At 70.4% G+C, this 24,698-nt stretch carries 24 protein-coding genes; 12 read left to right on the top strand and 12 right to left on the bottom strand.

Annotated features, from left to right (window positions below):
* Window positions 1–2: 2 nt before the first annotated feature.
* Together A3CQ_RS0132790 and A3CQ_RS0132785 are read right to left on the bottom strand one after the other, a co-directional pair.
* Window positions 3–698, bottom strand: a complete 696-nt coding sequence (locus A3CQ_RS0132790; protein ID WP_020515185.1) for a hypothetical protein — start codon at window positions 696–698, stop codon at window positions 3–5.
* Window positions 695–3,292: an FtsK/SpoIIIE domain-containing protein gene (locus tag A3CQ_RS0132785; protein WP_245577418.1), complete on the bottom strand. Its 2,598-nt coding sequence runs from the start codon at window positions 3,290–3,292 to the stop codon at window positions 695–697. The genes A3CQ_RS0132790 and A3CQ_RS0132785 overlap by 4 nt, the downstream gene beginning before the upstream one ends.
* Window positions 3,293–3,542: 250 nt before the next feature.
* Here A3CQ_RS0132785 and A3CQ_RS0132780 point away from each other — a divergent pair, with 250 nt between their 5' ends.
* Window positions 3,543–3,962: a hypothetical protein gene (locus tag A3CQ_RS0132780; RefSeq protein WP_020515183.1), complete on the top strand. Its 420-nt coding sequence runs from the start codon at window positions 3,543–3,545 to the stop codon at window positions 3,960–3,962.
* A 3-nt stretch (window positions 3,963–3,965) separates the two neighbouring features.
* On the opposite strand, the gene A3CQ_RS0132775 is transcribed toward A3CQ_RS0132780, so the two are convergent.
* From A3CQ_RS0132775 to A3CQ_RS0132745, 7 genes are all read right to left on the bottom strand, one after another.
* A complete protein-coding gene (locus tag A3CQ_RS0132775) occupies window positions 3,966–4,571 on the bottom strand; it encodes a hypothetical protein (protein ID WP_026206460.1) in 606 nt (201 codons plus the stop codon).
* Window positions 4,568–5,686 carry a M23 family metallopeptidase gene (locus A3CQ_RS0132770; protein ID WP_020515181.1) on the bottom strand — a complete coding sequence of 373 codons (1,119 nt, stop codon included), beginning with the start codon at window positions 5,684–5,686 and terminating at the stop codon, window positions 4,568–4,570. The genes A3CQ_RS0132775 and A3CQ_RS0132770 overlap by 4 nt, the downstream gene beginning before the upstream one ends.
* Entirely contained in the window at window positions 5,683–6,228 is a 546-nt protein-coding gene (locus A3CQ_RS0132765) for a hypothetical protein (RefSeq protein WP_020515180.1), read from the bottom strand. The genes A3CQ_RS0132770 and A3CQ_RS0132765 overlap by 4 nt, the downstream gene beginning before the upstream one ends.
* A 5-nt stretch (window positions 6,229–6,233) precedes the next feature.
* Window positions 6,234–8,222 carry an MFS transporter gene (locus tag A3CQ_RS0132760; RefSeq protein ID WP_026206459.1) on the bottom strand — a complete coding sequence of 663 codons (1,989 nt, stop codon included), beginning with the start codon at window positions 8,220–8,222 and terminating at the stop codon, window positions 6,234–6,236.
* 1 nt (window position 8,223) lies between these two features.
* Complete coding sequence (locus A3CQ_RS0132755; RefSeq protein WP_020515178.1) at window positions 8,224–11,709, bottom strand: ATP-binding protein; 3,486 nt, start codon at window positions 11,707–11,709, stop codon at window positions 8,224–8,226.
* Window positions 11,710–11,812: 103 nt separating this feature from the next.
* Entirely contained in the window at window positions 11,813–12,175 is a 363-nt protein-coding gene (locus A3CQ_RS0132750; RefSeq protein ID WP_020515177.1) for a hypothetical protein, read from the bottom strand.
* A gap of 1 nt (window position 12,176) precedes the next feature.
* Complete coding sequence (locus A3CQ_RS0132745; RefSeq protein ID WP_020515176.1) at window positions 12,177–12,473, bottom strand: PIN domain-containing protein; 297 nt, start codon at window positions 12,471–12,473, stop codon at window positions 12,177–12,179.
* A gap of 362 nt (window positions 12,474–12,835) precedes the next feature.
* Here A3CQ_RS0132745 and folP point away from each other — a divergent pair, with 362 nt between their 5' ends.
* From folP to A3CQ_RS0132710, 7 genes are all read left to right on the top strand, one after another.
* A complete protein-coding gene (folP, locus tag A3CQ_RS0132740; protein ID WP_020515175.1) occupies window positions 12,836–13,648 on the top strand; it encodes a dihydropteroate synthase in 813 nt (270 codons plus the stop codon).
* Window positions 13,649–13,667: 19 nt separating this feature from the next.
* Entirely contained in the window at window positions 13,668–14,030 is a 363-nt protein-coding gene (folB, locus tag A3CQ_RS0132735) for a dihydroneopterin aldolase (RefSeq protein WP_026206456.1), read from the top strand.
* On the top strand, window positions 14,027–14,554 hold the full coding sequence (gene folK / locus A3CQ_RS0132730; protein ID WP_020515173.1) for a 2-amino-4-hydroxy-6-hydroxymethyldihydropteridine diphosphokinase: 528 nt from the start codon (window positions 14,027–14,029) through the stop codon (window positions 14,552–14,554). Before folB ends, folK begins: the two co-directional genes overlap by 4 nt.
* 35 nt (window positions 14,555–14,589) lie before the next feature.
* Window positions 14,590–15,069 carry a DUF3180 domain-containing protein gene (locus A3CQ_RS0132725; protein WP_051115425.1) on the top strand — a complete coding sequence of 160 codons (480 nt, stop codon included), beginning with the start codon at window positions 14,590–14,592 and terminating at the stop codon, window positions 15,067–15,069.
* Window positions 15,070–15,249: 180 nt separating this feature from the next.
* Window positions 15,250–16,476, top strand: a complete 1,227-nt coding sequence (locus tag A3CQ_RS0132720) for an ABC transporter permease (RefSeq protein ID WP_020515171.1) — start codon at window positions 15,250–15,252, stop codon at window positions 16,474–16,476.
* Between the two features lie 29 nt (window positions 16,477–16,505).
* Window positions 16,506–16,808 carry a hypothetical protein gene (locus tag A3CQ_RS0132715; RefSeq protein WP_245577416.1) on the top strand — a complete coding sequence of 101 codons (303 nt, stop codon included), beginning with the start codon at window positions 16,506–16,508 and terminating at the stop codon, window positions 16,806–16,808.
* Between the two features lie 66 nt (window positions 16,809–16,874).
* Complete coding sequence (locus tag A3CQ_RS0132710; protein WP_020515169.1) at window positions 16,875–17,369, top strand: hypothetical protein; 495 nt, start codon at window positions 16,875–16,877, stop codon at window positions 17,367–17,369.
* A 49-nt stretch (window positions 17,370–17,418) separates the two neighbouring features.
* On the opposite strand, the gene A3CQ_RS0132705 is transcribed toward A3CQ_RS0132710, so the two are convergent.
* Window positions 17,419–18,420 (bottom strand): ABC transporter ATP-binding protein, encoded by a 1,002-nt coding sequence (locus A3CQ_RS0132705; protein ID WP_020515168.1) that lies wholly within the window; start codon window positions 18,418–18,420, stop codon window positions 17,419–17,421.
* Between the two features lie 2 nt (window positions 18,421–18,422).
* Here A3CQ_RS0132705 and A3CQ_RS0132700 point away from each other — a divergent pair, with 2 nt between their 5' ends.
* From A3CQ_RS0132700 to A3CQ_RS59550, 4 genes are all read left to right on the top strand, one after another.
* Window positions 18,423–19,142: an ABC transporter permease gene (locus tag A3CQ_RS0132700; protein ID WP_020515167.1), complete on the top strand. Its 720-nt coding sequence runs from the start codon at window positions 18,423–18,425 to the stop codon at window positions 19,140–19,142.
* Window positions 19,139–19,852 (top strand): ABC transporter permease, encoded by a 714-nt coding sequence (locus A3CQ_RS0132695; protein ID WP_020515166.1) that lies wholly within the window; start codon window positions 19,139–19,141, stop codon window positions 19,850–19,852. The genes A3CQ_RS0132700 and A3CQ_RS0132695 overlap by 4 nt, the downstream gene beginning before the upstream one ends.
* Before the next feature lie 161 nt (window positions 19,853–20,013).
* On the top strand, window positions 20,014–20,985 hold the full coding sequence (locus tag A3CQ_RS0132690; RefSeq protein ID WP_020515165.1) for a glycine betaine ABC transporter substrate-binding protein: 972 nt from the start codon (window positions 20,014–20,016) through the stop codon (window positions 20,983–20,985).
* 121 nt (window positions 20,986–21,106) lie between these two features.
* Window positions 21,107–22,615, top strand: coding sequence for a hypothetical protein (locus A3CQ_RS59550; RefSeq protein WP_084699326.1), 1,509 nt, complete (start codon window positions 21,107–21,109; stop codon window positions 22,613–22,615).
* Window positions 22,616–22,628: 13 nt separating this feature from the next.
* On the opposite strand, the gene A3CQ_RS0132680 is transcribed toward A3CQ_RS59550, so the two are convergent.
* A complete protein-coding gene (locus A3CQ_RS0132680) occupies window positions 22,629–23,753 on the bottom strand; it encodes an NADH-quinone oxidoreductase subunit D (RefSeq protein ID WP_040433451.1) in 1,125 nt (374 codons plus the stop codon).
* A 17-nt stretch (window positions 23,754–23,770) separates the two neighbouring features.
* Window positions 23,771–24,698 (bottom strand): SAM-dependent methyltransferase (locus A3CQ_RS54905; protein WP_020515162.1); only part of this gene is annotated, 928 nt, incomplete at its 5' end.

The following is a 24,698-nucleotide window of genomic DNA, read 5'->3' as shown; positions in this document are numbered from 1 at the left end:
TTTCACCGGAAAAATGCCAGCAGACCGACGCCCATGCAGGTCAGCAAAACCGGGGTGAGGCAGACGATCGCGCCCAGGATCGGTGTGCGGTCGACTTTCACGCCCGGACCGCCGAAGACGAAGCCGATCGTCGCCCAGCCCAGGCCGAACGCCAGCACCGGCATGCTCAGGCCGCAGAGCAGCGCGTACGTCGGCACCGAGCCCTGCGGTGCAACCAGGTAGAGCACGATCTGCACGAGCAGCACCGCGGCCGCGAACGGGCCATAGACGAGCAGGTTGCGGGCCCAGGGACGCAGCGGGCGGGCCGGGCCCGGGCCGATGATCGTGTTGTCCGCGGCGTCGGCGGTGCGTCGCGCCTGCTGCAGCGCCGCGAGCACGGCGGCCGGGCCGCCGGACATGGCCAAGGCGGCCGATTCCACTTCCGCCGGGCGCGGGGCCAGTTCCATTTCCGGTACGCCGAAATCGCGGACCAGACGCGCCTGCTGAGGAGCTAGTCGCGCGCGTACGGCGGAAAGCTCTTGACGTGCGGCCGTCGCCGCCGCCTGCTGCTCGCCCGCCGCCGCGCTCGCGGCCCGGCGGATCGCGTCCAGCCGCTGAGCCGCGGTCAGATAGTCGGCCCATGGGCCGGGGGCGGGTGGGGTCGCCTGCGCGGGGATGGCGGTTTCCTGTTCCTGCTGGTGTTCCTGCTGGTCGGTCATAGCTCGTCGCCCTCGGGCTCGACGAACGGGACGACCGTGACCGTGCGGTCGGCGTGGCGGTCGTGCAGCAGAGCCCGGTTGGGCCGGGGGTGCCAGTCGACCGGGCGGCCCAGCATCAGCGCCACATCGGACTGTGGACAGTTGAGGAACAGCAGGCCGGCGACGTCCTCCCGGCCCGCGCTGCCGCCGGTCTCGTCGGTGAACCGGCGCATGCCCCGCCACCAGGACAGCAGGTGCACGCCGCGGCCCGGGCCCTCGCGCAGCAGGCGGCGCAGGCCCGGCAGGCTGCCCGGGCTCGCCGCGTCCATCCCGAAGACCACCAGGTAGCCCGGGCGGTCCAGCTCCATCGCCCCGGCCAGGCCGGCCGCGTCGACCAGCGACACCTCCTGCCGATGCGCGATCTCCTCGGCCAGGGCCTCGGCGAGCCGGTCACCCTCGGCCACCAGCGACGAGATCACAAATCGGGTCGTACGCGGCTGGTGGCACGCGGCCACGCTGCGGGCCGCCGCGTCCAGCACCTCGGAGCCGGCCGCCGACGACCCGAAGATCGCCAGGTGGCGGCCCGGCGAGGAGTCGAGCGGGAACGCGGCAGACGACAGGCTCACGTCGATCACGCGGCCCACGAGAGCGGCCGGGCGGACGGCGCGACCGGCCAGCGCGGACCGGTACGTCGGGTCGTCGGCCAGATGCTGGTGGGCGTAGCCGGCGAAGATGCGCGGGGGGATGGCCTCGGGGTCGCGGGCGCCCCACAGGCGATGGCGCAGGGCGCTGAGCACCTCGCGGTCGGCGTGCGGGTCGGGGAAGCGAACCACCCGTTCGTGGCCACGGGTCGCACCGCGCGGGCCGCCCAGGCCACCGGCGGTGTTCACCACGGCGGTGCCCAGGGGGAGCCCGGCGGCCGAGTCGTTGGTGGGCTCGAGCACGTCGCCGCCGCCCGGCAGCGCTATCCGCACCGGGAACTGGCCGAAGATCGAGTCACGTTTCGCGTACAGCGCCTCGACGCCGAGCACGGTCTGGCTGGCCAGGATCAGGTGGATCCCGTACGAGCGGCCCTTGCGAGCCAGCGACTCGAGCAGGGCCACGGCCTCGGTGGCGATCGGATCGTTGCCGGCCAGCAGCACCTGGAACTCGTCGATGACACAGAGGATGCGGGGCAGCGGGCGTTTCTGCCCCTCCTCCGCGGCGACCTGGCGCAGGTCGGCGAAGCGGGTCACGCCGGCCCTCTTGTACGCCACCGAGCGGCGGGTCATCTCGGCGTCCAGCTCGCGGAGGACCGCCAGCCCGTACTCCCGGTCGGACTCGACGCCCACGGCGCGGGCGTGCGGCAGCCAGGTGCGGTCGCGGCGGGTCGGCACGAACTCGGCGAATGACACGCCCTCCTTGAAGTCGAGCAGGTAGAGCGCCATCTCGGCCGGGTTGTACCGGGCGCCGAGGCCGTACAGCACATTGATCAGGAACGCGGTCTTGCCGGCGCCGGACCGGCCGCCCACCAGCCAGTGCGGCGTGAGGTCGTTGAAGCGCAGCACGAGCGGGGTGTCGCCGTCGTGCCCGACGATCGTGCCGAGGCCGTCGGCGGCGTCGCCGGCCCAGAGCTCCTCGCCGGGCTCGGGCAGGAGGTCGGCCAGGCCCACCTGGGAGGCGGCGGCCGAGTGGGCGGCCAGCTCGCGGCAGACCCCGTCGAGCAGGTGCGCGGGCGGGTCGTCGTCGAGATAGACCGGGGCGTTAAGCCACAGCGCTTCCGGGGAGGAGCCGTAGGTCGCGCCGGGCGGGTCGCCGATCACCACATACGGATCCCGTACGGAGACGGCGGTGGTGCGGGGCAGCGGCGCCTGGGTGGTCTCTGCGGTGAGAGGCGGGGGCGGCCAGCCGGCCACGATCAAATGGAGGCCGGAATCGGGCCCTTGCTGGGCCAGCGCGGCGATGCGCCGCAGTTCCTCGCCCTCGGTGAGCTCGGGCAGGCTGGCGATGACCACCAGCATCATCCGGTCGCGGCGGCTGCGGCGGGGCGGCCCACCCCGGCCCGGGCGCAGCCACTTGTCGGCCTCGGCGAGCACGTCGCGCAGGCCCTGCCGATCGGTGGCCGGCGGCGACATCAGGCCGGCGTCGGCCAGATCGGCGAACGGTGCGAAGACGGCGCCACCCCCGACGCCGTCGACGGCCCGCACGAGCAGCGAGCCAACCGGCGCGGCGGCCAGCAAACGAAGAAGGACACAACGCAGCAGGCCGAAAACCCGGGCGTCGGTGGCGCTGGCATCGATCGTGAGATGACCGGTGCCGAGCAGAGGGACGATCGCCGGGAACAGGGCGTCGTCGAGCGGCTGCGCGGCGCCGAGCCGGACGAACTGGGGCGGGAAGACGCCACCCAGCGGCGTATTCGCCGACAGAGCCTCCAGCGGGGAGCCCAGCCAGCCCGGCGCGAGCATGGCCGCGGCGGCCCGCAGTTGCTCGATGAGCGAATGCTGCTCGAGCGGGTCGGCCGCCGGCAGCACCTCGGACTCGAGCGCGACGGCGGCGGCCTCGGCCACGGCGGCCGCCTGCCGGTGCAGGGCAGCAGCCTGCTGGACCCGCAAAGCTGAATCCGCCACCGCCCTCACCTCCTGTGTGCGGATAAAACTTATCCCAGACCGGCGCCGGGATCGCGCTCCCGGGCGCGAGCGGGTTCCGTGCCGCGGCATTCACGGGCGTGGGCGCTGTGGCACGGTCTGGGTGAGGGGAGGCATTACTGTCGTATGTGTGCAGCCGCGAGAGCCCGTCACCGGAGGAGTCCCACCGGCACCGCTGCCGGCACCCGCCGCCACCGGCCCGAAGCCACGCATCCGCCGGGGCCGGCTGATCCTGGCCATCGTGGGCGGCATCGCGGCGCTGCTCTGCCTCGGCGGGGTGGGCGTCGCGTTCTCGCTATACAACGAAGCCACCGAGATCAAAAGAACCGCCCCAGACGCGGTAGTCGACAACTTTCTGCGGGCCTACCTCGTGGATCGGGACGACAAAGAGGCGGCGCTGTATCAGTGCAAATCCGGCGGCGATTTTGCAGAGATCGCGGCCTTTCGCTCCGACATCGTTAGCCGAGAGAGTCAATATTCGATCGGCATCAGGGTGTCTTGGACCAGCCTCACAATCGCGACCGAGGGTGGGAAAACAACGGTCACGACGGACATTCGTCGCGCAATCTCTGACGGGAGCGAGAGAACGTCTGATACCTGGCGCTTCGCGATGGTCGACCAGGGCGGCTGGCGGGTCTGTGGGGCAACACAGCTGCCCTAGAAGCTACTCAACCCACAAGAGATGAACCGGGATCTCTAGTGTCTTTGGGGCCTTCCCGCTCCACGCCCATCGGTACCAGTCGAGTTCGGCGGCTACGCGTGCGCAGATATCGCCGACGTCGTTGGTGTGAAGTTCCGTCACCGCTCGAAGGTCTCGCCGCTCGCTTCCGTCGTCCATGAGCTCGACCACGCGTCGGCCGGTGATCGTACCGGCGTCGAGTGCTGCGACTGGTTCCTTGCGCGGGGGCTCGTCCAGCGAGACGAGCCGTGCCTTGACGCCTTGGTCCCCCGGGAAGGATCCGGCTATCCCAAATTCCTCGACCCAGACGCGCTCGATCGGCACCAGCGGGGCGAAAACCTCGGTCTGCTCGGCCTCGGCCCGGTACCACTCGGACTCGACCATCACCGGCACGTAAGTACGGCTGCCCTGCACCACCTTCTGGTCCGCACGCAGGTCCGCCCGCCAGCCATGGCCGGGCAGCCCGATCAGCACCCGCCGGCCGCGCAGCTGCCCGCTCATGTTCGCCGGGGTGGGCACGATCGATCGCGGCGGGTCCAATGCCCAGTCGGGATGTCCCGCGAACGGATCGGGCACGGCTCCTCCGGTCATCCCTCACCTCCCAGCGCGGCGCCCTGTTGCCGCATGAACGGCACCGGGTCGATCGCCCCGGCGCTCGACCGATCGTTGTTCAGGTGTACTTCGAAATGTAGGTGAGGACCGGAGGAATTGCCGCTCGTGCCGACCCGGCCGATGATCTCGCCGGCCGTGACCTGCTGGCCCTCCTTGACGAACGGCCGCTGCACCATGTGGCAGTACCGGGTCATGATGTTGCCGGCATGCTGGATCTCCACCATCCAGCCGCAGCCGCCCTTGCCCGGATAGCCGTCGACGTTGCAGGTGTGCTGACCCTTGTGGTCCTCGTCGCACTTCACCTTCGAGACGATGCCGCTGGCCGCCGCCGAGATCGGCGTGTACCGGCCGACGATCAGGTCAACGCCCTGGTGGGTCGGCCGGTCGGCGGTCCGGAACCCGGAGCCGACGACGGCGCCCTTGACCGGGATGGTCCAGCCGGAGGCCGCGATCTGACCGGCGGAGGCGCAGACCATGGTCACCGAGCTGCCCACGGCCCCTGCCGCGCCGTCCGCGAGCTCGTTGACGATCTGCGTGGCTACCGGCTCGTGTTTAGCGTACGCGTCGGGGTAGGCGCTGATCTGCACCTTCTGCGCCGCCTCGGTGAGCGGCATGGTCTGCCAGCCGTCGATCGTCTTGAGCTTCTCGTAGAACTTCGTGCTCGCATAGACCGGGTCCGTGATCTGCGCCGGTGTGCCCCATCCCGAGCTGGGGCGTTGCTGGAACAAACCGAGCGAGTCGTGGTCGTTTCGCGAGCCGAGGTTGCCGAGGTTCGTGAGCCGGGACTCCTGCATGGCGGTCGCCACCGCGATGACCCACGCCCGAGGCGGCAACTTCAGGTCCGAGCCGACATTGATGATGATGGCGGCGTTGCGGATCTGCGCGGCGCCGTACTGCCGGATCCGGGGCAGTTTGGAGTCGGGGTCGACCGGACCGCCCTTGCCGCAGCCGATCGCCGCGTTGAGCTTGGCGTTGTTGTCGTCGTAGAACCCGCCGAGCAGGATCGCGGTCACGCTCCCGCCACAGCACAGCAGGGCGAGGGTCGCCACCAGCGCGACCAGGAGGACGATCCTGCGAGGTCGCGGGACGCTCATGACCCGTCCCAGTCGATGCCGTCGACGAGCCAGTGTCCGTCGGGCGCGACCAGGCGCAGGTTGAGCTTCCCGGAATCCATCGTGACCACGGCGTTCACGACGGTTTCGCTGATCGGCACGAGCGAGGGCCGCCCGATCACCCGGTCGGCCGGGACGCCGGCCGGGTCGACGCCGTTCAGCTCATCGGCGAGGTTCTTGGTGGCGTTGGGCAGCAACCGGTCGCGCCACGTCTTCGGCGTGACCTTCTGGTGGTTGCACCAGGCCGAGGCGAACGCGTACGCCACTTCCTCGGGCTGTGCGCGGCCCGGGATGGTGGACGGGCTCGGCGGCGGCGCCGAGTCGATGACGCTGTCGTCGTCTTTCGGGTCGATGCTGATCGCCGGGGCCGGCGACGCGCTGCCGAGCGCGGGCGTGCTGCCTCCACCGTCCGAGAAGATCCGGCCGATCCCGACCACCGCCGCCACGAGCGCGACGATCACGATGGCGATGCCGACCCGCGACCGGAAGATGGAGTTGAGGCCGAGTTCGAGAAAGCGGGGCATTCAGATCACTTGGCCTCGGAGCGCACCCGAGGGGTGGCCGGCTCCCGGGTGGTGCTCCCGGTCTCCGGTCGATAGATCGCATACGACGCGGGCTGCTCGGCCACGTCCGGTTCGGTCCAGGTCGTCGCCCGGCGCGTCCGGGTCGTCTTGGCCGGCTCGCGGTGCGGCGCGTCGCCGGCGGGCGGGGGCGATGCGTCGCCGTGCGACGACTCGCTGCCGTCGGGCCGGGTCTGCACCGGAACGATCTCGCGGCCGCCGTGCCTGGCCGGCTCGAGCTCGTGGCGACCTCCGGCCGCGTGCGACGGGTCCTCGAGACGGGCCTCGGGACGAAGCCTGCTCTGGTCGGCGTAGATGGTCCGGTTGTTCTTGCCCATGGTCGGCTCGGCCGTCCCGCCACCCTCGGCGACCTCCAGCTTGGCCGCCTCCCGCATGTCTCGGAAGAACCGCCGATGCCACGACCCCGCCGACGCAATAGCCCGCGTGCCGTCCTTGCCGCCAAGCTGCGTGATTCGCCGATACGGCCGCAGCAGAAGCCAGCCCACGACGCCACAGAGCCAAACCAGCACGACCTGCAACCAACCGGGCAAACTGGGCGTATTCATGATGAGGTCGACCGCGAAGAGGTAGATCGCCGCACCCGTGCCGAAGATCGCGATGTTGAAGATCGCTGCGACCACCGCATTGCCGAGTCTCCGGATACCAGCGCTCGCGGGACGAAGTAGGCCCACGGTGCCCAGAATCGGAGCAGCGATGACTGCCCAACGGAAGATCAAGAATCCCAGGAGCACCAGAATCGATGCAGTCAGATCAAACATAGCGAACATGATCGACGCGAGCACCGCGATGAAACCGGCGCCGATACGGTCCATGCCGTTGACACCTTGGAGGTACTCGTATGCTTCAGGATCTTCCTGCTTGACTTGCTCTGCGACCTTCTCCCATTGGGTCTTCTTTCCGTTGAGAACACCTTCGCGTGTTTCTGGGTTGTCTCTGATCCGCTGGGCCTCATCCCAGCTCAGCGATCGGGCATCGTATAGCGCTCGCCCGTACTTCTTCGCCGTCTCGCTGTCGGCCGAGCCGAGGATTCCACGGAGCCAGTTCCGGTAAAGCATGGTTTCGGTTGCGGTATCGCTCGCACGGACAGCAGGGGGACGCTGGTCCTCACAAGCGTCCGCCTTGCCAAGTCGACAATTGGCTCCTGCCCCATTCTCGGGTCGCGGACCGACGGCATCGTGAACGACTCCGAGCGATGTGACCAGGCTCTGGTCGGCAAGGTTGGCCGACCGAACTGGCCATGCGGCGATCGCTGTAACTGCGACCATGACGAGAATCGCCCAACCGGCCGTTGTAGTCGCTGCGCCCATGTCGGCTTGCCTCGATCGCCACAGCAAGTAGAGGCCCACGATGGCGAGCGTAATTGTGCCGAAAACGGTGAAGACCTTTTCGTAGACGGCTTTGGTCGCCTGGTCGACGAGCGGGTCCGCCCAGCCCCACAATGATTGCGGATCCCAGGCGCGCTCTCGAAGCGCGTTGGAGGCGCCGATCACCGCAGTTGCGATCATAAATTCGCCGTTGGCGACCGTCGTCTCGAATTTGTAATCAGGGTCTATCAGCGTTGACGCACAACCGCTATCCAGGTCGTAGGTTGTATAGCTATAGCCTGCGTATCCGTATTCGCTGTAGAGTCCCTGTGGTCCTGGTTTAGTTGAGGACTCGGGCCTCTCGGCAAACCACCCAGCCAAACCAGAATCGGGTGCGCTGGGAGTCGGCGGCAACAGGCACTGGGCGCGTGCTGCGCTCACGTCCGCGAGGCGGCTTACGCAGGCTTTGAAATCTTGTTGCCACTCTTCGGTGCTGCAGGCGCCGCCAGGGGCCTTGAGGACGCCGCCGCCCACGGCTGCGCCGGCCGGCTGAGGGGTTGCCACCGCCCACACGATCGACGCCACCACCGTGACGAACATCGTCATGGCCAGCGCTACCGCTCGCCGCAGCATCTCAAGCCTCCATGTCCGACGCGGACATCGGGATCGCCGTGGGGGGCGCCTTGGCCGCCGTGGGCGTGGTGTCCAGGTGCTCCAGCAAGCCCTCAACGTACGACACGTCGACACGGACCTTCTGGACGCGCCCGTCCACGTCCCGCATCACGAACTCGCGGAAGCCGAGCCGGTTGTGGGAGGACGTGTCGACCTGGGACAGCGAGGCCAGCGTCGCCTCGTAGCCGTCGTGGACCGGGACCCGCAGGAGGCGCAGGGCCTCGGAGGCGATCTCCTGATCCTCCGCGATGCGGCCCACGAAGACCGTGGACACCAGGTTCTGCACGTCCAGCCCGAGGATGTCCCGCGGGTTCTGCGAGGCCACCAGCGCCGCCAGGTTCCACTTACGGGAGTCGCGGGCGAGTCGTACCAGGAACGACCGGCCGGAGCGCCAGCCCTCCATGAAATGCGCCTCGTCCAAGCCGACCATCTTGCGGGAGGACATCGAGCCGCCGTAGCAGCGCCGAACCGCCAGCCGGTGAGCCGTGTGCAGCATCGGCAGGGCCAGCGACTCCTCGGCCGACCAGTACTCCCGCTCGATCTTCAGGTCGGGCAGGCGGAGGCCGGCCATCGTGATCACGGTGAGGGCCGCGTCGGCGCCGAGCAGGTGCTGCGGCGGGGAGCCGAAGAACAGCAGCGCCAGCGGCATCTCGGCGGTGTCCAGGAGCAGGTTGGCCAGCTCCTTGCCCTCGTCGTCGAGGCCCTGCAGGGTGCGGACCACGTCGTCGAGGGTGGACGACTCCTCGGCGGGCACCTGCCGGACGGCGTGCCGCAGCAGCGTCGCCGTCGACGCCTCCTTCGCGACCTGCGGGGGCACCAGCATCGAGCAGATGTCCTGCACCAGCATGCGACGCTCGGCACGGGCGTTGGAGACGGCGATCTCGAACTCCCGGTCGCCGCCGGGGCCGGTCGGGAACTCGGAGCGGACCGGCGTCGGGATCAGCGCGTAGGGCGCCAGGGTTCCCTGTTCGGATCCGGTCAAATTCAAGACGCGGGAGTACGGGCGCAGCTCGGGCATCTGGCAGAGCCGGGCGAGCGGGCCGGACGGGTCGAGCAGGGTGACCTGCACACCGCGCCGGGCGTTCAGGTACCCCAGCGCGCCGATCAGCGTCGACTTGCCACCGCCGGGCTCGGCCACGAACACGCCGAGGCCGGAGCGCTCCCGCACCTCCATCGGGAAGTGCAGGTCGAGGAAGACCGGCCGCCGACACGTTCCGGACGTACGCCCGATGAGGTCTCCCCGGCGGTCGCCGACGGTCGATGCCGCCTGGGGCAACGCCGCGGCCAGCAGCTTCACCGGCATGCGCCGGACGTAGCCGGTGTTGGCGATCGGCTCGCCCGGGATGAACTCGCGGGCCAGCTGGTCCTGGTTCTTCGGGTGCTGCAGGGAGATCCGCAGTTCCCGGGAGTAGAGCTGGATGAGCCGGCGGGCGCGCTCGAGGCACTCCTCGCGGGTGGCGCCGCCGACCGCGATCCGGTGCCAGCCGTGCGCGCGGGCCGACTCGACCGGCAGCCCGGTGGTCATCTCGTCGCCGATGACCAGCGCACGCTTGGCGAGCCGCTCCAGCTCGGGCGGGGCGTCGATGCCGTGCTCGGCGTAGTCGAGCTGCTGCGAGCGGATCATGCGGAGCCGGTGCTCGAGGTTCTTGAACGAGCTGCCGGAGCCGAGGATGTCGATCCGGGAGGAGAGCTCCATCGGCCACGGCAGCCGCTCGTGGAAGTGCAGCCACGGCTCGTGCTTCTCGGGGATCTCCAGCGGCTCCATCCGGCCGACGGAGAGCACGGCGACGTGCCGCTCCTCCCCGGTCATCCGGTTGACCAACTTCACCGTCGAGCCGTACGGGGTGCGGTAGCGCTCGACCTGCTCGGTGAGGGCCAGCAGGTCACCGGTCTCCCAGTGTCCGTTGGTGATCGGCGAGAGCAGCGCGGGCGGCGCCATGCAGAGCGCCACCGAGCGGTAGAGCAACCACTCCATCTCGGCCGGTACGACCCGGCGGCCGCGCATGCCGAACGCGTTGAGCACCTCGTCGAACTGCTCGACGGTGCGGCCGAGCTTGCGCCGCTCGCCGTCCGAGGTGCCCTTGCCGAAGACGCGCAGGATCCGCTCGGCGAACGTGTCCCCGAGCGAGCGCCGGGCGAAGGTCACGCCGAGGTAGGTCTGCCCCTCGGCGTGGTTGACCGAGAGCAGGTGGCGCTGCGCCGCGACGAGGTGGTCGGACCACGAGGTCGCGCCGCGCACGTCGGGCAGGGGCTTGGCGGTGAAGGAGTCGACCGTGCGCGCCCACTCGTCGGCCGGGAAGGGCCGGTTGGTGCGCCGCAGATGCAGGCGGAAGCCGGCGAGGCCCGCATACTGCTCGGAGATCGCGGACAGCAGCGCCTCGCGCTCGGCGTCGGGCCGGAAGGCCCAGCGCACCTCGGGCAGGGAGTACCACGCGGTGACCGTGCTCTGCGTGAAGGTCAGGTGCCCGGCGATCTCGCTGATCGCGAGTTCCATGGCCGGGTCGCGGTCGTTGAACTTCAGCTTGTGCGGTCGCAGCTGCGCGGCCTTGACGTCCTTCCTCGAAGGACGGGCCGGGAGGTTCTCCTTCTCTTTCTTCTTCCGGGCCGGGGACTTTTCCTTGCGCTTGGCGGGCGGCTTCGCCGGCGACGGTACGGGGAGAGCGGTCTCCGGTTCGGCTTGTGCGGGCGGCGCGTACGGCTGGACGGCCGCGGACGGGGGAGCGCCCGCGCCCACGGTCTGCCACAGCGGCGTCGGCCCCGGCGAGCCGGACACGGGCTCGGGTGCGATCGCCGGCGGCGCGACGGCCACCGACGGGGTCGCCGGCCAGTCGTCGAAGTTGGGCCACTGCTCCTCGGCCGCGCCGTTCTCCTGGTAGAAGTCGGCCTGCGGCCCGAGCGGCGCCCGGCTGAACGGCGAGACCGGCTCGGGCACACCCCACGCGCCGGACGGCCCGTCGTCGATCCCGGCCGGAGGAGCAGCGGGCGGAGCGGCGGGAGGAGCAGCGGGCGGAGCAGCGGGCGGAGCGACCGGAGGCGCGGCGGGAGGAGCGGCCGGGGAAGCGGCGGGCGGAAGCGCGACGGGCGGAGCGGCCACCGGCGGCGCTGAGTGCTGAGCGACCGAGGGTGGAGCGGCCGGCGGAGGCGCGGCGGCCGGCGAAGGCGGCGTGACCGCCCCCGGCGAGTCGAAATCGAACCCGAAGTCGAACTCCGAATCGGAATCCGGCGGGGCCGGAGACGTCGCCGGGGCGGCGGACACCGGCGCCGGCGTCACTCCGAAGAGATCGAGGAAGGGCGAGTCGATGTCGAGGCTGGTGTCGACGCTCGTGCCGCGCGGCCGGACCGGCTGCGGCGCCTGGAAGACACCGACCGCGCCGTGCCCCGGCGCGGCGACGAGCTCTTCGCCATTGATGTCCGCCGAATCAGGCGAAGAGTAGTCGTCCGAACGCATACCGTTACTCTGCCTGCCCGGCTTGGTGGCGTCCGCCGGGGGATGCCCGTGCGGTAGGGATCCGGTCATGCGCCAACCCCGAGGGAGCGTACGGCAAAACTGGTCATACCAACTCCTCCCGAACCCGGATGCGAGTGGCGACAAGTCTCGGATCGCGCTGTTCGACGGCCGGCTCCCGCGTGCGGCGCCAGTCGGTGAGCGCGGTGCGGATGACGACCCGGGCCGGCCGGTCGGGGTCGACATGCCGGAACACGTAGGACGTGCTGACCATGGCGAGGGCGATCTCCCACGCCGGGAACGGGTCGAAGCTGAACGTGATCAGGTAGTGCAGGACCATGAAGAGGGGAACGAGCGCGACGAACATGCCGTACTGCGCGTACGGCAGGTGCATGGGCAGCGTGTAACCGGGCGGTCCCAGATAGACCAAACGCGCCCGGTAGATGTCGTCGTCGGTACGAAGCCGCATCTCAGTTGAAGATCAGGTTGATGAGGTAGTCGCCGACGAAGAAGAGCGTTGCCGCTCCCGCGATGAACGCCAGGCCCACGATGGCGATGGCGGAGCTGGTGAGCACCTTGGAGATCTCACCGCGACTGGCCCGTCCGATGAAGATCACGCCGAGCACCGCCAGAAGGATCGGCGCGATGTTGCTGGCGAAGAATTTGACGATGCCTTGGGTGTCGATGCCCTTGGGCTGATCGGGGGCGGCCAGCGGGCTCTGATGCAACACCGCCATGACGTGCGTGGCCAGCTCGGTGGCGATCATTGGTAAACCTCCCCGCGTCCGGTTAGGGGGGTCCGGACACGTCGCAGTAGTGAAGCCGCACGGCGACGCCCATATCGTGCTACTTCCAGCTCACCGCGTCGAGTGAGCCGTTCGGGCACTGCCATGCTCGTCTGCTCTCTTCGGTTCGTTCATGATGCCCAGATCCGAAGAGTACGGCGCGTACTTCTTGGCTACAAGCGGCTCATTCGTTACGCAAGGTAAATGCGTGCGTGAAAATGAGTCACCGGACATCGTACATACGTGCCACAACCCGCCCGTCCTACCCTCGTTCCGTGACGAGTACTCCAACGGATGCGCAGCTCACGGGCGGGAATTCAATCCGCCGAGATCACCCGGTAGTGATGGGGATCCTGAACGTCACCCCGGACTCCTTCTCGGACGGCGGCCGGTACACCGACGTGGACGCCGCGGTCGAACATGGCATGGCCCTGCACCGGGCCGGCGCGGACATCGTGGACATCGGCGGGGAGTCCACGAGGCCCGGCGCCGAGCGGGTGGACGCCGCGACCGAGGCGGCCCGCGTCGTCCCGGTGATCACCGGGCTGGCCGCGGCGGGCGTGCCGATGAGCATCGACACCACCCGGGCCGCGGTCGCCGAGGCCGCGATCGCCGCCGGCGCCACGACGATCAACGACGTCTCCGGCGGCCTGGCCGACCCGGCGATGGCCGCGGTGGCCCGGGACGCCGGCTGCCCGTGGATCCTCATGCATTGGCGAGGCCACTCCCGCGACATGAACCAGCTCGCCGTCTACCAGGACGTGGTCGCCGAGGTACGCGCCGAGCTGCTCCAGCGGGTGGACGACGCGATCGCGGGCGGCGTCGCGCCGCGACAGATCATCATCGACCCGGGCCTGGGCTTCGCCAAGAACGCCGAGCACAACTGGGAACTGACCCGCCACCTCGACGTCTTCATCGACCTCGGCTTCCCGGTGCTGTTCGCGGCGAGCCGCAAGACGTACCTGGGCCGCCTGCTGGCCGACGCCGGCGGCAACCCTCGCCCGGTCGACGAGCGCGAGGCGGCCACCCTGGCCACGTCGGTCCTCGCCGTCGCGGCCGGCGCCTGGGGCGTACGTGTCCATGACGTCCGGGGAACCGCTGACGCCCTCGCCGTCTGGCGTGCCTCCGGCGCGCCCCGGCTCGCCCCAGAGAAATAGGTATAGAGGTGAAGAGATGGTGAACGGCCGTATCGCACTGCGCGGGCTGACCGCCCGCGGACATCACGGGGTCTTCGACTTCGAGCGGGAGCAGGGCCAGGACTTCGTGGTCGACGTGCTGCTCGAGCTCGACCTGAGCAAGGCCGCCGCCACCGACGACGTGGCCGACACCGTGCACTACGGCGAGCTCGCCGAGCGGCTGGTCGCCGTGATCACGGGGGAGCCGGTCAACCTGATCGAGACGCTCGCCGACCGGCTGCTCACGGTCTGCCTGGCCGACGAGCGGGTGGCGACGGCCGAGGTCACCGTCCACAAGCCGCAGGCGCCGATCCCGCACGACTTCGCGGACGTTGCGGTCACGCTGCGCCGGAGCCGGCTGTGACCCGGGCGGTGCTGTCGATCGGCAGCAACCTCGGCGACCGGTACCGCCATCTCCGCAAGGCGGTACGCCTTCTGGGCGAGAGCGTGGCGGTGGTGTCCGGCGTCTACGAGACTCCGCCGTGGGGCGACACCGACCAACCCCCGTACCTGAATGCCGTGGTCCTGGGTGTGGATCCGACGGCCACGGCGCATGACTGGCTCGAACGGGCGCGCGCCGCCGAGACCGCAGAGGGCCGGGTGCGCGACCCCGAGCGCCGGTTCGGCCCGCGGACGCTCGACGTCGACGTGATCGCGGTCTGGGACGCCGACGACCAGCCGGTGATCAGCGACGATCCGGAGCTGACCCTGCCGCACCCCCGCGCGCACCAGCGGGCGTTCGTGCTGCGCCCGTGGATCGACATCCAGCCGTACGGGCAGCTGCCGGGCCATGGCTGGCTCACCGACCTGCTCAACGATCCTGCGCTCGCCGACGACCTCGCCGGGATGACTCCGCGCCCCGATCTGCCGTTAGAGTCGAGGACGTGAGCAGCAACCCGCAGGCGCCCAAGTCGGACCCGTCGATGCGGCCGACGAGCATCTCGGTGCTGATCGTCGCCGGCCTGGCCGCGGCGGCCCTCGGCTGGCTGCTGATCAGCTTCTCCTACGGCTCGCTGCCCGACCTGCCGTGGTCGCCGGTGATCGTGCTGGTCGTGCTGGCGATCGCCGAGGGTCTGCTCGCGCAGAACACGTCGGCCCGCATCCAGCGCAAACCGGGCACGATGCCGGTCGATCCCCTCGCCGTCGCCCGGTACGTCGCTCTGGCCAAGGCGTCCTCGCTGGTCGGCGCGATCTCGGCCGGGTTCTCGGTGGGCCTGGTCACCTATCTCGCGATGGAGGCGACCCAGGCGGCGCACGACGACCTGCCCACCGCCGCGGGCGGCCTGATCGCCGCGCTCGCCCTGGTCGGGGCCGCTTTGTGGCTCGAGCGCGCGTGCCGCATCCCCGAAAAACCGGACGCCAAGGACGAGGACGACTCGGGTCAGGCGTCCGGCCGGCGCTAGATCGTTGCCAAGGGCAAGTATCGATCGCGGTGGAGCTACTGTCCGTCGTCGACCCGGCACGATTTCGGCCTTGAACTGAGACCGAGCACTATCCGTATGCTCTGGGCGACGGGCTTTACGCCCGTTGCTTTTGGCGTGCGTCGGGGCCGCACGGAAGACGCACCTGAGGAGGCGCGGACGATGACGTACGACGACACCACGTTCCGTCGGACGGACGAGCAGACGACCGATCCGGCCGCCTACCGTGCGAACACCCTGGCCGCGGCCGAGCAGCGCCGCCGGGCCGAGGAGCTCGCCGAGTCCGGTGGTGACACGTCGCCCGACGTCCTGCGCCGCGACGACGACGGCCGCGACCGGCTCGGCATCCACCTCGGCTGGGAGGTCGTGCTCCTGCTGGCCGCCGCCGCGTTCGGCTTCCTGCTCTGGCGCCTCGACCCGACCGCGCTCAAGCGGCCCGCGCTCGACAACCTGCTGGTCACCGGGGCCGCGATCGGCCTGCTCACCCTCGGCGGGGGGCTCACCCTGCGGGCCGGCGTGCCCAACCTCGCGATCGGCCCGATCGCCCTGGCCGCCGCCCTGCAGTACGCCGAGCAGGGCGATCAGGGCCTGCTCAAGGCGGCCGTCCCGGCGCTCGTCTTCGCCGCGGCCGGCGCGATCGTGGTCGGCCTGATCATCGTGGTGCTGCACGTGCCCGGCTGGGCGGCGACGCTCGCGGCCGCGCTCGGCGTCGTCGTGTACGACCAGCTGCGCATCGCCCCGGTCGTCGTGCAGGGCCAGTACGACCCCACCGACCAGGCGTTCTTCCTCTTCGGCGGGTTCGCGCTGCTGGCCGTGCTGGGCGGCGCGCTCGGCACGATCACGCCGGTTCGCCGCTGGCTCGGCGGCATGCGCCCGGCCGGCGACCCGGCCCGTCGCCGCGGTCCGGTGGTCGCCGCCCCGGTGATCCTGTCGCTGCTGCTCTCCTCGCTCTTCGCGGTCGGCGCCGGCATCCTGATGGCGGCCCAGTCGGCCACCCCGATCGTCCCCGGCACCGGCCTCGAGTGGAGCGGCATCGCGCTCGGACTGGCCATGCTCGCCGGCACCAGCGCGTACGGGCGTCGTGGCGGGATCTTCGGCACGCTCTTCGCGGTCGCGGCGCTCACCCTGTACCTGGACTGGTCGAGCCGCAAGGGCCTGGAGATCGCGCTGTTCGCCACCGCGGCCTGCGTCTTCGGCGGCGGCCTGATCGTCACCCGGCTGGTCGAGACGTACGGCCGGCCGCTGCCCCCGGCCAACGGCGACGACTGGAACGCGGCGCCCACCACCGGCACCACGAACTGGACGCCCGATCTGGAGAGCTGGACTCCGGCCACCACGGCCCCCCGCACCGACCGCTGGGACGAAGGACCCTGGGGATCCGGCCGGTGACCGATCCGGTCGGTCCTATGCTTGCCGTCATGACCACCCCGAGCTTCGCCGAGCTGGACGCTCTGCCCACCGAGGAGCTGCGCGAGCGCGCCTTCCACGCGGCGCGCAAGCACCACGACATCAAGTTCTTCTGGACCGTCACCAAGCACCTGCCCGACTCGGACGACGTCGGCGAGCTCGACGGCGCGCCCAACTCGATCGGCCCGATCATCGACGAGTACGTCGCGCTGTGGCGGGAGTTCCGCGGCAAGGGCGGGTACCGGGAGCATGGGTACGGCGAGCAGGAGCCGCTGCTGCGGGCCGCCTTCATCGACTACCTGACCACCCACTGAAACGCTCGTAGCAGGGCATATACGGCCGTCGTTTGAAAGAGCCATCGTGCTGGGAAATATCGGCGCATGGCTCTCGGCAACCGCTTCAAGTCTGCGATCGGTGCGGGCACTCTCGCCGCACTCATACTGGTCCTCGTCTTCGGTAGCAAGTGGTACGCGGACTGGGCATTCGACAACACCAACCCGAACACGGCCGGCGGCTTCTGGCTGCGCCTGCTCACCTGGCCGCGCTGGTCGTTCAACTCCAACGACTCGCTGCGTGAGGTCATCGTCGCCGACCTGCGCGCGATCCTGGTGGTCGTGCTGACCGCGCTGTTCCTGTACCTGCTGCCCGGCTCCCAGCTGGCCCGGGCCCGCGGCACCATCAGCCAGTTCTTCGCGGGCTGGGCGGCGTACATCTTCGCCGGTGGCTTCGCGGCGCTGTTCACCACGCTGTTCTTCAAGAATCCGTCGCTGCTCGGCGCTTTCCAGTCGGCCGGCTCCGGCGTCACCTACGGCCTGTTCGTCGGCTGGATCGTCGGCCTGGCGACGCTCGGCGGCTACCGCGGCACAAGGTCGTAGCTATCGAACGCGGGGCGAGGCCGGGGGCGGAAACCTCCCGGCCTCGCGCTCAGACCGTCGCTTCCGCTTCGGGCACTTCAAACACGGACGTACGCGTGACCACGCCCACGGTCTTGCCGTCCTCGACGACCACGACCTCGGCCGCGTCGCTCGCGAGCATCGCCGCCAGCGCGTCGTAGAGGGTTCCCTCGGCGTCCACGGTCGGCCGGCCCGCCATGATCGCGGTCGGCGGGGTCATCGCCTGGCGCAGCGGAGTCACCGCCAGCCGCCGGATGCCGCGGTCGGCGCCGACGAAGTCGCCCACCGCCGTCGAGTCCGGCTTGCTGAGCAGCTCGGCCGGCGGCGCGTACTGCAGCAGGCGGCCGCCCTCGGCCAGCACCGCGATCCGGTCGCCGAGCCGTACGGCCTCGTCGATGTCGTGGGTGACCAGCACGATCGTCTTGCGTACCGTGGCCTGAAGCCGCAGGAATTCCTCCTGCAGGCGGCCGCGGGCGATCGGGTCGACCGCCGAGAACGGCTCGTCCATGAGCAGCACCAGCGGGTCCGCGGCCAGCGCCCGGGCCACCCCGATCCGCTGCCGCTGGCCGCCGGAGAGCTCGTGCGGGTACCGCTTGGCGAACCGGGCCGGGTCGAGACCGACCAGCTCCAGCAGCTCGTCGGCGCGCTCGTTGATCCGCTTCTTGTCCCAGCCGAGCAGTCGCGGGACGGTGCCGACGTTGGTCCGGATGTTCTGGTGCGGGAAGAGGCCGACGTTCTGGATCACGTACCCGATGTGCCGGCGCAGCTCGACCGGATTGCGCTTGAGAATGTCCTGCCCGTCGATGACGATCCGGCCGTGTGTCGGCTCGATCAGTCTGTTGATCATGCGCAGGATCGTGGACTTCCCGCAGCCGGACGGGCCGATCAGCACGGTCAGCTCACCGGCGTGCACCTCGAGGCTGAAGTCGCCGACGGCGACGGTGCCGTCCGGGTAGGTCTTGCCGACATCTTCCAGCGTGATCGATGCCGCGCTCCGGGCGGGCCCGGATCCGTTGATCGCGGTAGCGTCCACGTATGTCCTTCCTGTCGCGGGCGCCGGCGCCCCTGCCGCTGGCCGCACCCGCCGGCGACGGGCCCGGAAATCCGTGGTTCTCCTGGCAGTACGTGCAGGACAACGCGGAGACCATCGTGTCCAAGCTCGGCTTCCACATCGGGATCACCCTGGAGACCGTGGTGATCGCGTTGCTGGTCGCCGTGCCGCTTGCCGTCCTGGCGTACTGGATCAGACCGTTGACCGGCCCGATTCTCGCACTCTCCGGCGTGCTCTACACGATTCCGTCGCTCGCGCTGCTCGCGTTGCTGGCCCCACTGCTCGGCGCGACCAACCGGGCGACGGTATTGATCGCTCTCGTGTTGTACGCCCTGCTGCTCCTGATTCGTAACGCCTTGACCGGTCTTACGCAGGTGCCGGCCGACGTCAAGGACGCCGCATCCGGCATGGGTTACGGGCGATTCGGGCGGCTTTGGCACGTCGAGCTGCCGCTCGCGCTGCCCGGCATCGTGACCGGCCTGCGACTGGCGACCGTCTCGACCGTGGCGCTGGTCACGATCGGCGCCATCATCGGGCAGGGCGGCCTCGGCGATCTGATCATGGGCGGCTTCTGGAACAACTTCTACCGCGCCGAGATCCTCACCGGCACGGTGCTCTGTGTCGGCCTGGCCCTCGTGCTCGACCTGGCCCTGGTCGGCCTCGGCCGGCTGCTGACCCCGTGGAGCCGGAGGCGTCTCTCGTGAGCTATTTCCATGACGGGCTGATCTGGCTCAACGACCCGCTGAACTGGACCAACCCGGGCGGCCTGTTCGACCGGCTCCAGGAGCACCTGGTGATCACCTTCTGGGCGGTGCTGATCGGCTGCGTGGTCGGCCTCCCGCTGGGCATCTGGCTCGGCCACCGCGGCCGGGGCGGCGGCACGGTGATCACCGTGGCCAATCTCACCCGGGCGATCCCGACGCTGGCCCTGCTCACGATCCTGCCGCTGACCCCGATCGGCTTCGGCAAGCTGCCGGTGATCCTCGCGCTCGCCGTGTTCGCGGTGCCGCCGCTGCTGGCCAACGCGTACACGGGCCTGCGCTCGGTCGACCCCGAGACCAAGGAGGCGGCGACCGGGATGGGACTGTCCGGCGGGCAACTGTTGCGCCGGGTCGAGCTTCCGCTCGCTGTCCCCTACATCGCGTCCGGCCTGCGGACCGCCGTCGTGCAGGTGGTGGCCACCGCCACGCTCGCGACGTTTGTGAACGGCGGCGGGCTCGGACAGATCATCACGGCCGGATTCGGACTCGGGATCAGCCGCGGCGGCGCCCAGATCGTGGCCGGCGGCATCGTTGTGGTGCTCCTCGCACTTCTGGCCGAGGCTCTCTTCGCGGGCGTAGAACGCCTGGTCACGCCCCGTCCGCTGCGTTCCGTGCGGCGCCGCCGGGCCGCTCGACCCGCCACGACCGGGTAACGGACCAGCAACTTTCTCGAAAGTTGTCATACCCAGCGGGTAGACCTAGGCACTGCATACATACGGGCAACGCACTGCGGCTGCCCGTCGGACACGCGGCGCGGCCACGACGGTCGTGCCGGGACACAGAAGGCGGCAGTATGCGTCGACACTTGCTTCTGATGGCCACCAGCGCCACAGCGGCCATCGTCACTCTCGCCGGCTGTGGCAGCGCCGGCTCCTCCGGTACGGAGGCTCCTCCCTCTGCCGCCACCGGCCAGGGCTGCGCCCCGGTCGCGGGCGACTCCCTGGTCGTCCTGACCGACGACAAGCACCTGCAGAACACGGACAACGTCGTCCCCGCGATCAACAAGAAGGCGTCCTCGCCGCAGCTGATCGCCGCCCTCGACAAGGTTTCCGCGGCACTCGACACGACCAAGCTCATCGCGCTCAACAAGGCGGTCGACATCGACCGCAAGTCGTCGAAAGACGCGGCGAGCGAGTTCATCTCCGCCAACAGCCTGACGGCGGGCCTGGAAAAGGGCTCCGGCAACATCACCGTCGGTGCGGCCAACTTCAGCGAGTCCGCAACCCTCGGTGAGATCTACGGTCAGGTCCTGACCGCGGCCGGTTACAAGGTCAAGGTGCAGCAGATCGGCAACCGTGAGCTCTACGAGCCCGCGCTGGAGAAGGGCGACATCTCCGTCGTCCCCGAGTACGCCGCCACCCTGGCGACGTTCCTCCAGGGCAAGGTCGACAAGAGCGGCAAGGACCCTTCCTCGTCCGACCTGAACACCACGATGACCAACCTGACCGCCCTCGGCGAGAAGGTCGGCCTGGTCTTCGGCAAGGCGTCCGAGGCGCAGGACCAGAACGCGTTCGCGGTCACGACCGCGTTCGCCGACAAGTACGGCGTGAAGACGCTCTCCGACCTGGCGAGCAAGTGCTCCGGCGCGGCGACCGTGCTGGGTGGCCCGGCCGAGTGCCCGCAGCGGCCGAAGTGCCAGCAGGGCCTCGTCGAGGTCTACAACTTCCAGGCCGGCAAGTTCTCCAGCCTGGACGCCGGCGGCCCGCTCACCAAGACGGCCCTGAAGACGGGCACGATCAGCGTGGGCCTGGTCTTCAGCTCGGACGGCGCACTGGCGGCCGGATGATCGAGTGGGTGACCTTTTTCACCCACGTTTGACGGATTATGGTCAGGCGCCGGGTTTCGGTGCATGAATCCCGGCGCTTGACCGTTTCGTTCTTGGCGTGCTCTCGGTAGCATCGGCGCCCATGCCGGAGAGGGATCCCGAGACTGGACACAGCTCGCGACTGCTCCGCGGCCTGATCTGGGCGGGCGTGCTGCTCGCCCCGGTGGCCGCGGCCGTCGTGCTGCTCGGCCAAAGCTCGGCCTCGGTGCGCTTCGCCGTGCTGCTGGTCGCGGTGAGTGTCGTGCTGATCGGCGCATCTGTGCTCATCCGCAGCGACCCGGTGCTCCAGCGCGCGCACATCGAGGACCGCGTGGCCGAAGAGGTCGAATCCCTACGAGCCGACCTGCGCGCCGAGTTCCGCCGTGGCGGCCCAGCACCGGTCACCCAATCCGACAATTCTGGATTTTTCGGGGATGCCCCGATGATGGCGCCCGACGACGACCCCTTCCCGGCCGCACCCCGCCGTGCTCCGGCGCCGGCTTTCGCGGGCGACGGCCGAGCCGCGGTGCCGACCCCCGACTCGGGCTTCGCAATCCCCGGCCGAGTCGCCGCCGCGGCCGGTGGCCCCGGCTTCGGCAGCGGTGGTCGAGCCGCGGTGCCAGCCCCCGACGGAGCCGGCGGTCGAGCCGCCGTGCAAGCCGCCGACCCGGGCTTCGGGAGTGGCGGCCGAGGCGCTGACCCGGGCTTCGGAAGCGGCGGCCGAGCCGCTGTGCCGTCGCCCGACTCGGGCTTCGGGAACGGTGGTCGCGCAGCCGTCTCCGGCGGGCGTCGCGAGCCTGGAGCGATCTCTGGCGGTCGGCGTGAGCCGGGAGCGGTGTCGGGTGGCGGTCGTGAGCCGGGCACGGTCTCTGGCGATCGGCGTGAGCCCGGTGGCGGTCGGCGTGAGCCGGGAGTTACCTCCGGTGCCCGGCCCGCTGCCGCCGCGGGCGCGGGACCGATTCCGCAGCCACGTGGCGCGGCCGCCGTTCGGCCCGGCGGGACGCAGTATGGCCGGGCGGAAATGCTGGACGGCGACTTCGGCGCGAGCAACGGCTACTCCGAGTCGGCGCCGAACGGCTACCCCGCGCGGGGTGGCACCTACGGCTCGGCCGCCGGCGAGTACGGCTCGGCCTCGGCCGCCGGCCCCGCCTACGACCAGCCGGCCTATGACCAGGCTGCCTATGACCAGCCGGCCTATGACGAGCCTCCTTACGGCCAGCCCGCCGGTTATGGCTCGGGCGAATACGGATCGGGCGATTACGGCTACGCGCGGCCCGGCGACGGCTACGGCCCTTCGAACGGCTACGACGACTACCGGCCCGGAAACGGCAGCGGCCGCGTCTCCCCGGGCGGCTACGGACCAGTCGACGACGGCTACGGCGGCTACTCTTCGCCGCACGCCGATCCCGATGCGTCGGGCTACGGGCTCGATGGCGGGTACGACGGGTCCGAGCCGGGCGGCGATCCGAACTACAAGGCCCGTCGGCACCGGCCCTCGGCCAACGACACGAACGTCGGCACGATGGCCGACTTCGCCTCGTACGGCGGCTGGTCGGACGAGCCACAGCCCGACGAGCGCTACGTCCAGGGATACGGCCCCCGCCGCCGCTGACCGCTCGCGCGCCCTACTTGTCGATGTCGCCGACGACGAAGAACATCGAGCCGAGGATGGCGATCAGGTCGGGGACCAGGCAGCCGGGGATCAGCGTGGCCAGGGCCTGCACGTTCGCGTAGGAGGCCGTTCGCAGCTTGAGCCGCCAGGGCGTCTTCTCGCCGTGGGAGACCAGGTAGTAGCCGTTCACGCCCAGCGGGTTCTCGGTCCACGCGTACGTGTGGCCCTCGGGCGCCTTCACGACCTTGGGCAGGCGGACGTTGACCGGGCCCGAGATGCGGTCGACCCGGTCCAGGCACTCCTCGGCCAGGTCCAGCGACACGTACGCCTGGTCGAGCAGCACCTCGAAGCGGGAGTGGCAGTCGCCGGCCTTCTTGGTGATCACCGGGAAGTCGAGCTGGTCGTAGGCCAGGTACGGCTCGTCGCGGCGCAGGTCGAAGTCGAGCCCGCTGGCCCGCGCCACCGGGCCGGACGCGCCGTAGGCTGCGGCCTGCTCGGCGGTCAGCACGCCGACGCCTACCGTGCGGGCCAGGAAGATGTCGTTGCGCCGGATGAGGTTGTCCAGGTCGGGCAGCCGTCGGCGGACCGTCGCGATCGCCTGGCGGGCCCGCTTCGTCCAGCCGGCCGGTACCTCCTCCTTGAGGCCGCCGACCCGGTTGAACATGTAGTGCATCCGGCCGCCGGTGGCCTCCTCCATCACCGCCTGCAACGTCTCGCGCTCACGGAACGCATAGAACATGGGCGTGATCGCGCCGATCTCCAGCGGGTAGGAGCCGAGGAACATCAGGTGGTTGAGCACCCGGTTGAGCTCGGCCAGCGCGGTGCGCAGCCAGATCGCCCGCTCGGGCACCTCGATGCCCATGAGCCGCTCGACCGCGAGCGCGACGCCCAGCTCGTTGGCGAACGCGGAGAGCCAGTCGTGCCGGTTGGCCAGCACGATGATCTGCCGGTAGTCGCGCACCTCGAACAGCTTCTCGGCGCCGCGGTGCATGTACCCGACGATCGGCTCGCAGGCGATCACCCGCTCCCCGTCCAGGGTGAGCTTGAGCCGCAGCACGCCGTGCGTGGACGGGTGCTGGGGCCCGATGTTGAGCACCATGTCGGCGGTGTCGATCCCGGCACCGGTCCCGACCGTCATTTCCCGCAGGGCGTCGGTCACAGCAAGATGCTCCCACGTCTCTCGATACCGATCGTGTGCAGCAGCCACCAGTGTCCGCCGAGTCCGGCCGGCTCGGTCAGCTCGGCGGCCTCGCCCGCTGCCGAGAGAGCTCGGAGATAACCCGCCGGGTCGCTGCGGGCAAGATCCAAGGGTGGTCGCGCTCCGTCGATCCCGAGCGCTCTCAGTGCCTCACGCTGCGTGATGATTTCGTACGTCGTGCCGGCCGCTGCCGCCACCGAGTCCATCGCCACATGGGCGGTGACGTCGCAGCTCCCATCGGGCACCGGCGGCACCTGCCGGCCGCCGCGGAAGCCGGTGAGCGTCCCGAACGCCGGGCGCTGATCGCGCAGGTGGCCGTAGTCGACGGCCAGCGCACAGCCGCGCCGCACCCGGTCCACCGCGCCGGCCCACGCGGCGTCCCGCGTCCAGCCGATCTCCGCGCGCCCCGGCCGTGGCCACCACCGGCTCAGCCAGAACAGATCGGCCGCGTCGGGCGGGGCACCGAGCGTCTCCTCGCCGGTCGCGGGGTCGACCAGCACCCGGCGCAACCGGCCGTGGTCGTCGACGTCGGCGATGTCGAGCGGCACGTTGTCGAGCCACTCGGTGGCAATCAGCAGCCCGACGATCCCCTCAGGCACGTCCCGCCGCCACGCAATCCCCGCGTCGGGCCCGCCCGGCCCGCCGGTCCCGCCCGGCCCGCCGGTCCCGCCCGGCCCGCCGGTCCCGCCCGGCCCGCCGGTCCCGCCCGGCCCGCCGGTCCCGCCCGGCCCGCCGAGACCGCCGCGCACCGCAGGGCCGTTGAGACCGCCTGGCCCGTTGAGGCCCTCGGGGCGCGGCGCGAGTTCGACGGCGGTCAGGCGGGCGCGGTTGGCGAGTTCGGCCGGGAGCATCGTGCGCAGGGTGGTCAGCAGCTCGCCTCGGCCG

Source organism: Paractinoplanes globisporus DSM 43857, assembly GCF_000379645.1.
GTDB classification, from domain to species: Bacteria; Actinomycetota; Actinomycetes; order Mycobacteriales; family Micromonosporaceae; genus Actinoplanes; species Actinoplanes globisporus.
The sequence above is the reverse complement of the archived record's forward strand: the minus strand, read 5'-3'. Positions and strand labels throughout refer to the sequence as shown.